Origin of the sequence: Burkholderia sp. JKS000303 (genome assembly GCF_002563755.1) — a bacterium.
In the GTDB taxonomy this organism is placed as follows: domain Bacteria; phylum Pseudomonadota; class Gammaproteobacteria; order Burkholderiales; family Burkholderiaceae; genus Burkholderia; species Burkholderia anthina_B.
Map to the genome: position 1 here is coordinate 1,196,791 of NZ_PDBZ01000002.1, position 12,227 is coordinate 1,209,017.

The 12,227-nt window shown below is 65.7% G+C and carries 10 protein-coding genes and 1 pseudogene; 5 read left to right on the plus strand and 6 right to left on the minus strand.

The features are described from left to right. The first annotated feature begins 16 nt into the window (after nt 1-16). From BX604_RS27465 to BX604_RS27475, 3 genes are all read left to right on the plus strand, one after another. A complete protein-coding gene (locus BX604_RS27465; protein WP_257146440.1) occupies nt 17-1,555 on the plus strand; it encodes an amino acid permease in 1,539 nt (512 codons plus the stop codon). 25 nt (nt 1,556-1,580) lie between these two features. Continuing rightward, a complete protein-coding gene (locus BX604_RS27470) occupies nt 1,581-2,372 on the plus strand; it encodes an SDR family NAD(P)-dependent oxidoreductase (RefSeq protein WP_098553913.1) in 792 nt (263 codons plus the stop codon). 76 nt (nt 2,373-2,448) lie between these two features. Beyond that, a complete protein-coding gene (locus tag BX604_RS27475) occupies nt 2,449-3,306 on the plus strand; it encodes a helix-turn-helix transcriptional regulator (protein WP_098553914.1) in 858 nt (285 codons plus the stop codon). Nucleotides 3,307-3,674: 368 nt separating this feature from the next. Here BX604_RS27475 and BX604_RS27480 read toward each other — a convergent pair whose 3' ends face one another. From BX604_RS27480 to BX604_RS27500, 5 genes are all read right to left on the minus strand, one after another. Further along, nucleotides 3,675-4,994, minus strand: a complete 1,320-nt coding sequence (locus BX604_RS27480; protein WP_098553915.1) for a chloride channel protein — start codon at nt 4,992-4,994, stop codon at nt 3,675-3,677. 57 nt (nt 4,995-5,051) lie between these two features. Continuing rightward, nucleotides 5,052-6,239, minus strand: a complete 1,188-nt coding sequence (locus tag BX604_RS27485; RefSeq protein WP_306668244.1) for an MFS transporter — start codon at nt 6,237-6,239, stop codon at nt 5,052-5,054. A 408-nt stretch (nt 6,240-6,647) separates the two neighbouring features. Next, on the minus strand, nt 6,648-6,971 hold the full coding sequence (locus BX604_RS27490; protein WP_257146441.1) for a hypothetical protein: 324 nt from the start codon (nt 6,969-6,971) through the stop codon (nt 6,648-6,650). A gap of 48 nt (nt 6,972-7,019) precedes the next feature. Beyond that, nucleotides 7,020-8,621: an APC family permease gene (locus BX604_RS27495; RefSeq protein ID WP_098553917.1), complete on the minus strand. Its 1,602-nt coding sequence runs from the start codon at nt 8,619-8,621 to the stop codon at nt 7,020-7,022. A 125-nt stretch (nt 8,622-8,746) separates the two neighbouring features. Next, complete coding sequence (locus BX604_RS27500) at nt 8,747-9,172, minus strand: MarR family winged helix-turn-helix transcriptional regulator (protein ID WP_098553918.1); 426 nt, start codon at nt 9,170-9,172, stop codon at nt 8,747-8,749. A gap of 509 nt (nt 9,173-9,681) precedes the next feature. Between BX604_RS27500 and BX604_RS27505 the strand changes: the two are divergent. After that, a pseudogene (locus BX604_RS27505) lies at nt 9,682-9,960 on the plus strand (TolC family protein); the annotation flags it as partial. A gap of 30 nt (nt 9,961-9,990) precedes the next feature. On the opposite strand, the gene BX604_RS27510 reads toward BX604_RS27505, so the two are convergent. Then, nucleotides 9,991-10,440, minus strand: coding sequence for a hypothetical protein (locus BX604_RS27510; protein WP_098553919.1), 450 nt, complete (start codon nt 10,438-10,440; stop codon nt 9,991-9,993). A gap of 278 nt (nt 10,441-10,718) precedes the next feature. Between BX604_RS27510 and BX604_RS27515 the strand changes: the two genes are divergently transcribed. After that, the gene (locus BX604_RS27515) at nt 10,719-12,122 is read left to right on the plus strand and encodes an MBL fold metallo-hydrolase RNA specificity domain-containing protein (RefSeq protein WP_098553920.1); all 1,404 of its coding nucleotides are present in this window, start codon (nt 10,719-10,721) and stop codon (nt 12,120-12,122) included. The last annotated feature ends 105 nt before the right edge of the window (nt 12,123-12,227 follow it).

Genomic DNA, 12,227 nt, shown 5'->3' on the forward strand with positions numbered 1-12,227 from the left:
CGACTGGAGACGAATCGTGACGGAGAAAACCCTGACCGGCGCCGGCGCCTCACCCGCCGGCGCTCCCGGCGTGAGCTATCAGCACGTCGAACACGGCTATTTCGAGCAGCGACAATTGCAGCGCCACGCCGGCTTCTTCACGCTGCTCGTGCTCGGCGTCGGCGCGGTGGTCGCCGGCCAGTATTCAGGCTGGAACCTCGGCATGTCGCAAGGCTTCGGCGGGATGCTGTTCGCCACGCTGATCATCGCCGTCATGTACGTGTTCCTGTGCGCGTCGATCGGCGAAATGGCGGCCGCGCTGCCGCACACGGGCGGCGCCTATTCGTTCGCGCGTACCACCATGGGTCCGTGGGGCGGGTTCACGACCGGTCTCGCCGAGAACATCGAGTTCGTCCTCGCGCCCGCCGGCAACATGTTTTTCATGGGCGCCTATCTCGGCGCGATCTTCGGCACGCCACCCGACGCGCAGCCGCTCTGGTGGATCGCCGGCTATGCGCTGATGCTGCTGCTATCGGTGCGCGGGCTCGACCTGTCGATGCGCGTCGTCGTGATCGTCACGATCGCCGCGGTCGCGGTGCTGGCGTTCTTCTGCATCGCCGCATTGCCGCACGCCGACTTCGCGCGCTACGCGCTCAACCTCGGCGCGGACGCCGCCGGCAAGCCGGTCGAGCTGGCCGGCGGGCACGGGCCGTGGCTGCCGTTCGGCGCGACCGGCGTCATGCTCGCGATGCCGTTCGCGGTCTACATGTTCCTCGCGATCGAGCAACTGCCGCTCACCGCCGAGGAAGCGCACGACCCGATCCGCCACATGCCGCGCGCGCTGATGTTCGGGATCCTGATCCTGGCCGTGCTCGCACTCGGGATCGTGTTCTTCAGCGCGTCGATCCCGCACGGCGCGTTCGCGCTCAGCAGGTCCGGCGAACCGCTGCTCGACGGCTTCCGCGCGCTGTTCGGGCATACGGCCAGCAAACTGCTCGCGGGCGTCGCGGTGCTCGGCCTCGCCGCGTCGTTCCTCGCCGGCAGCTTCGCGGCCGGCCGCAACATCTACTCGCTGTCGCGCGCCGGCTACCTGCCGACCGCGCTGTCCGTCACGCACCCGGTCAAGAAGACGCCGAACCGTGCGCTGACCACGGGCGCGCTGCTCGCGCTGACCGTGCTGCTCGCGTTCTGGTTCACGTTCGGACGCCGGGACAATGCGCTGATGGGCGGCGTGCTCGTCAGCATGATCGTGTTCGCCGGGATGATCTCGTACATCTTCCAGAGCCTGTCGTATATCCGCCTCAAGCGCCGACACGCGAACCTGAAGCGGCCGTTCCGCAGCCCGTTCGGCTTGTTCGGCGCCGTCGTCACGATCGCGATCGCTGCGGCGACGCTCGCCTTCCAGTTCGTCGACCCCGTCTACAAATGGGCGGCACTCGGCGCGGCGCTCTGGTACGGCGTCGGGCTCTGCTACTTCGGTTTCTACCGCCGCCACCGGCTCGTGCTGTCGCCGGAAGAGGAATTCGCCGTCACGGGCGGCCGCCGCGGCATGCCGGACGACCGCCGCTCCCATTGATTGACTCGCATCGACAGGAATCCCCATGACATTCACTTTCTCCACACCGACCGCCCGCCGGCTCGATGGCAAGGTCGCGATCGTCAGCGGCGGCGCGGGCGGTTGCGGCGCCGCCGCGGCCACGCTGTTCGCCGCGCACGGCGCGCGGGTCGCGATCATCGACCGCGATGCGGCGGCCGCCGCCGCACTGGCCGACCGGATCCGCACAAGCGGCGGCGATGCGATCGGGCTGACCGCCGATGTGTCGCGCGCCTCTGAAGTAGCCGATGCCGTCGCGGCCGCGCAGGCTGCCTTCGGCGACACCGATGTGCTGTTCAACCATGCGGGCACGTTGATCGTGAAGCCGTTCCTCGACACGAGCGAGGAAGAATGGGACTGGCTGATGGCCGTCAACGTGAAGAGCATGTACCTGATGACGCGCGCGGTCCTGCCGCAGATGCTGCGCAACGGGCGGGGCAGCATCGTCTGCACGTCGTCGATCTCCGCGCAGTTCGGGACGCCCGGCGAAGTGCTGTACGACACGACCAAGGGTGCGTGCCACATGTTCGCGCGCGCGATCGCCGTCGAGTATCGTGACCGCGGCATCCGCTGCAACGCGATCGCGCCGGGCTTCATCCGCACGCCGCATGGGCTGCGCGAATTGCGCGACCTGCAGGCGATGGGCGTGCCGGCGTCCGAAGCCGCGATCGCCGAGCAGCAGGGGCGGCTGTGCGAGCCGGAGGAAGTCGCGCGCGCCGCGCTGTTCCTGGCGTCCGACGACGCGAGCTTCGTGAACGGCGCGCACCTGTTCGTCGACAACGGCTTTTCGGCGGTTTGACGCGTGGCGGGGCGCACGCTATGCTCGGCCGATTCCGTGTGCGGCCCGCAGGCCGCGCCTCTCCCTCTCTGCGTCGATGAGCGTCCGTCCGGAATCCTCCCTGCCCCCGCATCCCGAATGGCTGGCCGCCGCGCCGGCCCTCGTCGACGCGCTTGGCGAGTCGTCGTTCATGACCACGCTCGACGATGCGCTCGCGCGAATCGTCGACTTCGACCTGACCTGCGTGCTGTTGTACGAGCACACGCATGCGCCGCTACTGCAGCATGACAACCTGAAGAACGTGTCCGAGTCGGACGCGATGCACAACTACCTGACGGGCACGTATCTGCTCGACCCGGTGTATTCAGCCTGCAGCAGCGGGATTGCAGCCGGCCTCTACCGGATGGCGAAACTGGCGCCGGACGCGTTTTTCGACAGCGACTACTATCACTCGCCGATCGTGCATCCCTGCATCTCGATGACGTCCGGCTCGCTCGCCGAGGAAATCGTATTCATCGGTGCGCCGACGCCCGCGCGTCGCGTTGCGTATTCGCTGATGCGCAGCCACGGCCGGCCGCGCTTCACCGACGACGAAATCGCGACGCTCGGCGCGATTCAGCCGCTGCTGAACGCGTTGCTATGCCGTCATACGATCGCGACGACGCCCGCGCCGCCCGCACCACCCGTCGAGCAGCCGGCACAGGACGTGCGCGGCTACCTCGAGGCCGCGTTCGCCGATTTCGCGACGGATGCGCTGACGATGCGCGAACAGGAAATCGTCAGCCTGATCCTGCGCGGGCATTCGAGCCTGTCGATCTCGCATCTGCTCGATATCGCGGAGGGCACCGTAAAAAATCATCGCAAGCATATTCACGCGAAGCTCGGGATATCGAGTCAGTCCGAGTTGTTTCATCGCTTCGTTCAGCATCTGTTCGCCCGGCGCATCGTTTCGTGACGTAGGCTGTGGGTGGTGACGTCGCGTCATCGCTGCATTGAACGGTCGGGAACGACACGCTTCCCGGTGGCATGCAGCCAGCTCGGCCGGTGCGGGTGCATACTGCGGTAACGCTCGGTCCTGTCTGTCACCCCGGACTTCGAGCGTCGGCAAATCGCTTGTATCAAGTCAACTCACGACTCGACGAGCCGGCGTCCCGTTCCGCTGCCGCGTTTCCCAATTCTCCACGACACCCACCTCCGCACCAGACGAATCGAACATCCTGCGACCGCGCACGAGGATAGTTGCGCCGATACCTCACTGCTTGCGAATGTGGAAACGAGCAGGGTCAATGAGGCGCGGTACCTTGAACCGGTGCGCGCCGAAGGTCATCGGTGGTCGGCGGGAAAATAGCGCGTCGACAATGCTTCGTACAACGGCGGAGCGAAGAATCGCGACACGCGGCTGGCGATCAGGGCCGTGGCCATCAGCGAGATGACCAGTGCGTGGCCGTTGATCATCTCGATGACGATCACGAATGCCGTGATCGGACTCTGCGTGACCGCAGCCAGATAACCGACCATGCCAAGCGCGATCAGCATCTGCAACTGCATCCCGGAGAACAGGATGTGCAGCGTGTTGCCAATCCCCGCGCCGATCGCCAGCGACGGTGCAAACAGGCCGCCCGGCGCGCCGGGCAGATACGACCCGATCATCGAAACCATCTTGAACACCGGATACAGGATGCTGACATCCGCGTGGCTCTCGAGCATGCCGCGGGCTTCCGCGTAGCCGCTGCCGAACGTATGGCCGTGGGTCGCAACGCCGACCACCGCGACGACCAGCCCGCACGCCGCACCGAACAGAATCGGCTGGCCGGCACGAAAATCCTGGAGCCCGCGCGGCATCCAGCGTCGCGTGTTCAGCAGCAGCCAGCAGAAGATGCCGCCCATGACGCCCGCGATCACGCCGATCAGCACGACCGCAAGCGCCAGCGACTCCGGCAGGTGCGCGCCGACGTCGATCGTGCCGAAATAGACGTAATTGCCCTGGATGCCGAGCGAAACGATACCGGCGAAGATGATCGCCGTGATCAGCACGCCGCTCGTCCGTTGCTCGAAGCTTCGCGTGAGCTCCTCGATCGCGAACACCACGCCGGCAAGCGGTGCATTGAAGGCGGCGGACAGGCCTGCTGCCGCACCCGCCAGCGCCAGCCGGTGCTCGAGCACGCCGGGCCGAATCGCACGAAACCGCTGCGGATAAAATTTCCGCAGGTTGAACATGAGGGCCGCACCCACGTGGATCGTCGGGCCTTCGCGACCGATCGTGAACCCGCCGAGAATGGCCAGGAACGAGACCAGGATCTTCCCGATCAGGATCCGGAGCTTGAGCAACCGCGCACCGGTGTTGCCCGGTGCATGCAGCATGGCAATCACCTGCGGAATGCCGCTCCCCTCCGCACCATCGAAGAAGCGCCGCGTCAGCCAGACCGTCAACGCACCGATCATCGGCGTGACGATCAGCGGCAGCCATGCGTGTCGGGCGGCGTAACCCAGAAACACCCCGTAGCCGAAATCGATCAGCTTCGCGTAAAGCACCGCCACGAGGCCGACAGCCACCGCGCCCAGCCAGAACACGCCATAGTGAAGCCACAGACGCCGCGCATGCAGTACCGCGCGGCGATCTGCAAGCGCGGAAATGCGAATCATCGGTCTCCCCCTGCCCACTCGTCAGTCTTGTTCGATTTCAAACGATATCCAGATCGTTCAGGTTCGCCGCGGCGGCGGCTTCATGCCGAATGCGATCGCCAGCCACACGGCAACCAGTCCGGCACACACCAGAAACACAGTGTTCGCGCCGCCGTGCTTCAGCAGCCAGCCGCCCGCGATGCCGCCGAGCGCGAGCCCGATCGACTGCGTGGTGTTGTAGACGCCCGTGGCCGCACCCTTGCGCGAACCGGGCGCGAGCTTCGACACGAGCGACGGCTGCGACGCCTCCAGGATGTTGAAACCCAGGAAGTACACGAACAGGATCGCCGCCACCATCAGGATGGTATGCGGCGCGCTGCCCAGCAGCAATTGGCCGATCAGGATAGCCAGAATGCCGCCGAGCAGCACCGGCTTCATCTTGCCCCGCTTTTCCGCGACGATGATCGCCGGGACCATCATCACGAACGCGAGCCCCATCACCGGCAGGTAGACCTTCCAGTGCGACGCGACCGGCAGCCCGCCGTCGACCAGCAGGCGCGGCACGACGAGGAACAGCGCCGTCTGCGTCGCATGCAGCACGAGCACGCCGAAGTTCAGGCGCAGCAGCTCGACGTTGTGCAGCACCTCGGCGAACGGCGCGGGCACGTGCACCGGCTTCGCCGCGTTGGGCACGATCCACACCACGACGCCGATCGCGAGGATCGACAGCACGCCGACGATCGCGAACAGGCCGCTCATCCCGACCCAGTGGAACACGATCGGCGCGCCGACGATCGCGATCGCGAACGACATGCCGATCGAGCCGCCGACCATCGCCATCGCCTTGGTGCGGTTCTGCTCGGAGGTCAGGTCGGCGATGAACGCCAGCACCGCGGACGACACGGCGCCCATCCCCTGGATCACGCGGCCGACGATGATCCACGTGATGTCGTGCGCGAACGCGGCGACGAAGCTGCCGAGCGCGAAGATCAGCAGGCCGGTGGCGATCACGGGCTTGCGGCCGAACTTGTCGGACGCCCACCCGTAGAAGATGTACAGCAGCGACTGCGTGACGCCGTAGGCCCCGAGCGCGAGGCCGACGAGCAGCACGTTGTCGCCGCCCGGGATGGTTTTCGCGTAGACCGAGAACACCGGCATGATCATGAACAGGCCGAGCATGCGCAGCGCGAAGATCGCTGCGAGCGATGCGGTCGCGCGCAGTTCGGGCGCGCTCATGCGGGATGGGACGGAGAAAGACTCGGACATCGTTGACGCGGTTTACCGGACAGACCTGACGACAGGCAAAAAAAACCCAGCTGGGCAGCCGGGTTCAAGAAGCTCGCCCCGGCCGTTCAAGCCGGGACGACTGGACGTCGAGTCCAGCGAGCTGAGGGAGCACATCTGAATTCACAATTTCGCAGAATTTCGGCATCGTAACATGGCAACTAGTCATGCTGTGACATTTCTCCCGCTCCGGTTGATGTGGTCGTTTGCACCGTCACGGGACTGCGAAAATATTTCGAACTACCCTTCAATCAATTTACAAAACGCCGTCTTCCATCCAAATGGCGCAGCGCGATTCACCGTGCTTCCGGCAGCGGACGCCATCGTGCGGGGGCCGGCTCCCGCCACGCCTTGACCGACGACAGGCGCTGTTCGTCACCGGCATCGCGATCACAAGCCCATGAAGTACGTCCGGACGTCCATCTCCGCGGACCAGGACTGCACATCGGAGAGTTCATCGAACTCGACCGGCTTCCCGTGGTAAAGGCAACAGTATCCATGGGCCGTTCTGTAGACGATGACCCAATCGCGGTCGTTACTCGCGTCGTCTTCCAGGTTGCCGGCCAACACTTCCTTCCAGTCATCGAGATGCAGGGCCACCGCAACGCGCCGACGCAGCACGGCCAGTTCAACGTTCAGTTTGATGCGAATCTCCTTGCCGGCATGCGCTTCGGCCCGAGTCACCACGATCCCCAGGCAACTCGGGCGATACATGTCGATCCCGATGTCATGACGCCCGCCTGTGTCGAGCGTGCGGATCCGTCAGCTGGTCTCGTTCATGCGCCCCATCATCTCCGACGTCTCGCCGGCATCGAGCGCACTGCGCATGGCCAGCACAAGCACCGCCACGCTCCAGACGGCGACCAGCAGGATGTCCCAGCCGAATCCGATGACGCCCAAGCCGCCGCCGATGCCACCCAGCCAAGACAACAGCCACAAGCCGCCGAACCATGGGAGCAACCATGCGATATGGTTCCAGCCGAAGTCTCGCGCGCTACGGTGCAACACGACGTGATGGTGCAGCGCGTAGAGGACGAAACCGATTGCGACCAGCGAGAACAGGAAGTTGTTGGTCTTGAAGCCGGTCCAGTAGATGACGAGGTTGCTGCAGATAAATGCGAGCGGCGCGATCAACCCGGCCCCGCTCATGCGGAACGGCCGCTGCAGTTCCGGCATGTTGCGTCGCAGGACGAGCAGCGCGACCGGCCCCAACCCGTACGTGAGCACGGTGATCGACGTGATATAGCTCACCATCTGCTGCCACGCCGGGAACGGCATCAGGAACAGCACGCCGACAGCCCACATGATCAGCACGGCAACCCACGGAATCTTGTTGGCATTCAACCGCGTCAGCATGCGCGGGCCCGCGTCCAGCTCGCCCGACGCGAACAGGATGCGCGAGCCGCCGGTGACATACATCAGGCCGGTTCCCCCTGGCGACACATAGGCGTCGATGTAAAGCAGCGTGGCCATCCATCCCATGCCGAGGGTCGTCGCGAGCCCTGCGAACGGCCCCGTCTCGCCCTTGAAGCTGAGGTGGTTCCATCCCGCGGCAAGATCGGCCGGCGCGAGCGCGTAGATGAACGCGACCTGCAGCAGGATGTAGATGACGGCCGCCAGAAGTACCGAGCCGACCACGGCCAGCGGGATATTTCTATGGGGATTGGCGCTTTCGCCGCCCAGGTCGATCGCCGTTCGAAAGCCAAGATAGCTGAAGACGATGCCTGCGGCCGGCAGCGCGGTGAACATGCCGGAGACGTGGTAGCTGTCGGGCGCCGCCTGCATCACGCCCCAGTGCGTACTCGCACCCAGCAGGCCGGCAATCGTCAGCAACGGCACGAGTATCTTCCACCACGTAATGGTCGAATTCACGCTCAACAGCCAGCGGATCACCATCAGGTTCAGCAATGCCATGACGCCGAGCAGCCCGGCGCATGCGACGAAGCCGACGGCCGTCAGCAGGCCCGCGCTTCCGGGCTGGATGAACCACGGGAGATAGTTGTTCGCGTACGTGACGATCGCCTCCGCCTCGACGGCCGGAACCGGCACGTAAGCGAGAAAGAGGAGACCGCACCAGATGCGGCCCAGACCCACGCCGTGACTCGCGTGGCTCATGTGCACCAGTGCGCCGCTGCGCGGAAACATCGCTGCCAGTTCGGCGAAACACAGCGCAATCAACATGATGATGATCGCGCCCAGAATCCAGCTGCCGATACTCAGCGGCCCGGCGATGCGCGATGCGTGATAGGCGCCGAACAACCAGCCGGAACCGACCATGCTGGTCGTGCTGGCAAACAGCAGCCCGATGATTCCGGCGTCACGCCGGAGCTTGCCTTCCAGATTGAGGCTCGAGGTCGTGCTCATGTGTCGCTCCTTGCAAACGACCTCCCCCTGCCGCGTATGTGTTCGTGATCCCGCCCTGCCCGCTATCGCGACGACCGATGGATATCGGCCGTCCCGGTGAATCGATGCGCTTCGCTGCCGCGCATTCAGTGGGTATCGGTGACGTCGTGGAATGCCCAGCCGAACGATTGAATTTCGGACTTGTGCAAAACCGCAACCTTGCGCAAGCAATCCGCTCCTTTTTCCGTGAGATGGATTTCCACTTGCCTTCGATCCTGCTCGCTCGTCTGGCGCCGGACCAGCCCGGCCGCTTCGCAGCGCGTGATGAGCGCGACCGTGCCATGCGAGGACGCCTGCAGCCGTTCGGCAATCTCGCCCACGGTCGCCCACGAACGGTCCGGAAACGCGCAGGTATGCAGCATCAGCATGTACTGCAATGGCGTCAGCCCCTCGGCACGCAGGATTTCCTCCGAGAAACGCAGAAAACGCCGCAGCCGGTAGCGAAATTCGGACAGCTGTTCGAGGTCGTGCTTCGTGGCGCCTGCGCCGGCCTTTCGATTGCTCGCTGCCATTACGAACTCCGGAAACACCGGGCGTTTTCTGGAATCATGTCATCACGTGACCTAAAATATAGGCGCGCATGACGGGTAGTGCAAAGTGCTTTCATCGGTCGCTGCTCCGGTCGCTGCGTGGATTGACCCCATCAACCTGAATCGGTGAGGAGAAGTGGACGGCATTTCGATACCGCTGCTGATCGCCCTGGTCGTCGTACAGCCCGGTCATTCGACAAGCTCACGTGCAGGAACGACCAGCCACGTCGTTGCTCCGGCGCGAAATATACTGCATGTGGGCAACGCGCGGCCATCGCAAGGTCCCACGACGGGATCCCGCAACGGATGGGCAGGCAATTCGACTTACGTCCCCGTCTACATCCCCAGTGTGACGTACCATCCCGACGGCTGGGGCGCACACTCCAGGCTGGCAGGCGATCGATTCCGGTGGTGATCGGTCGGGCCGGCATTCCGCGAATTCACCGCGACCAGTGCGTTCCCCTCGCGTCTTTCCGTGTGGATACCTTTTTCTGTCGGCGTTCTCGCAGGTGGCCGACGCATTGCGCGCGCTCGCGAACGACGCGGCGGCGCTCGATGCGCAGGCCCGCGCGACGGCAGCGGCCCGCGATGCGCTGACGCTCACGCAGGCCGGTTACGACGCCGGAATCGCCGGCTACGTCCAGTTGCCGGTCGCCGACGTGCAATACCATCAGGCGCGGCTTGCGTGGCTGCAGGCTGTCACGCAGCGCCTGCAGGACACGGTGGCGTTCTACGTCGCGCTCGGCGGCGGCTGGGGCGACGCGGGCTGACAAGCGCGCCGCGCAGGCACTCAGCCGCGTTCAGCCCGTGTGCGCGACAACGTCGGGCCGTTGCCAGGGCGGCAATTCCGCCCAGCCGAGCGGGCCGTAGACGGTGCCGCCGGCGGCCTCGATCGTCTCGACGAATTCGGCGAGGGTCGCCCCGGCCGGCACGGCCAGCTTCATCGCGTCGACGAATTCCTCGCTTCGCAGCCACGGCACCGCGCCGCCGTTGATCTGCTCGACGCTCCAGTCGTGCCCGTGCCGGCCGGATTCGGGCGGCAGCAGGCGCGGCGCGTCGAACGCCACGCGCAGCAGCTGCGCGCGCGAATCGCTGTAAGGCGGTTGTGCAATGTCCTGGTAGGGCGCGTCGGCCCAGCTTTGGCCGCATTGCAGATCGAGCGGCAGGCAGGTGAACCACGCCCAGGGTGGGCGGACGAAGCACAGCCGGTAGCCGGTCCGCGCGCCGTCCAGATTGGCGATCAAGCTCATGATGGGTTCGTCCCGAAAGCGTCGTGATCCCGCTGCGCATCGGGTACGCGACAGGCGCGGAAAAGCGCGGGCACGACATCGCATCCGCGTACACGTTCACTATCATGCCACCGGCCGCCCCGGGCGTTGACCGACGTCAAGCCGGCACGGCGACGGCCTGACGGCGAACCGCGCCCGATCGGAACCGGAATGCGGCAATCCCTGACCTCCATCAATCCCTTCACGCGGATCCGCGCTGTAATCAATTTACTGCTCCCTCGACTCCCGTGAGGCGATCCATGAAACTGACTTTTCTCGGCGCGACCGAAACCGTGACCGGCTCGAAGTATCTCGTCGAGCACGGCAGCCGGCGCGTGCTCGTCGATTGCGGCTTGTTCCAGGGCACGAAGAACCTGCGGCTGCGCAACTGGCGAGCGCTGCCGCTCGCGCCCGACACGCTGGACGCGGTCGTGCTCACCCACGCGCATATCGATCACACCGGCTATCTCCCGGTGCTGGTGCGCGAAGGCTATCGCGGGCCGGTGTACTGCACGGCGGCCACGGCCGAACTCTGCGACATCATGCTGCGCGACAGCGCGCGGCTGCAGGAAGAGGAAGCCGACTTCGCGAACCGGCACGGCTACTCGAAACATCATCCCGCGCAACCGCTTTACACGCTGGACGACGCGCAGCGCGCGCTGCACCTGCTGAAGCCCGTCGCCTTCGACGAATGCACCGCGCTGGGCGGCGACCTGGCGTTCCGCCTGCTGCCGGCCGGGCACATTCTGGGCGCGGCGAGCGTCGTGATGCACTGGGATCACAAGGTGCTCGCGTTCTCCGGCGACCTCGGCCGGTATCACGACCCGATCATGCAACCGCCGCGGCCGCCCGCGCATGCGGATTACCTGGTGGTCGAATCGACCTACGGCGACCGGCTGCACCCGGCGTCGGACCCCGAGAACGAACTGGCCGCGCTGTTCGACAAGACCTTCGCACGAGGCGGAGTCGTCGTGATGCCCTGCTTCACCGTCGGCCGCGCGCAGGAAATCCTGCACTACATCGCGCGGCTGAAGGCATCCGGCCGCATGGCGCGCGTCCCGGTGTTTCTCGACAGCCCGATGGCGACCGACGTGACGGAAATCTATCGCCACCATATCCTCGAACACCGGCTGACCGCTTCCGAAGCGAACGCGCTCGGCCACGCGGCGACGATGATCCGGTCGGTCGACCAGTCGAAGGCGATCGCCGAGCATCATGGCCCGATGGTCATCATCGCCGGCAGCGGGATGGCGACCGGCGGGCGCGTGCTGCATCACCTGAGCCGCTATGCGCCCGATGCGCGCAACACGATCGCGCTGGTCGGCTACCAGGCCGCCGGTACGCGCGGCGCGGCGCTCGCCGCACACGAGCCGACGCTGAAGATTCATGGCGAATACGTCCGCGTGCGCGCGCAGGTCGAGTCGATCACGACGCTGTCGGCCCATGCCGACTACGAAGAAATTCTCAGGTGGCTCGGCACGATGCAGAGTGCGCCCGTGCAGACATTCATCACGCATGGCGAACCCGCGGCCGCGGATGCATTGCGCCGGCGTATTTCGGAGACCCTGCATTGGCCGTGCGAGGTGCCGACTTACGAGCAGTGCGTCGATCTCGACGAGGTCGAAGCCGGCCGCGCGCAGCAGCCGGCCGCGCTGTCGTCCTGACTGAGCCGACCGGCAGCCGACCGGCCTGGCGGCGATGCCGCCGAAAACGCAGGACGCGCGCGACGGGAAGCGGATGCTCGCGGTTCCCGTCACGCGCCGCCCGGC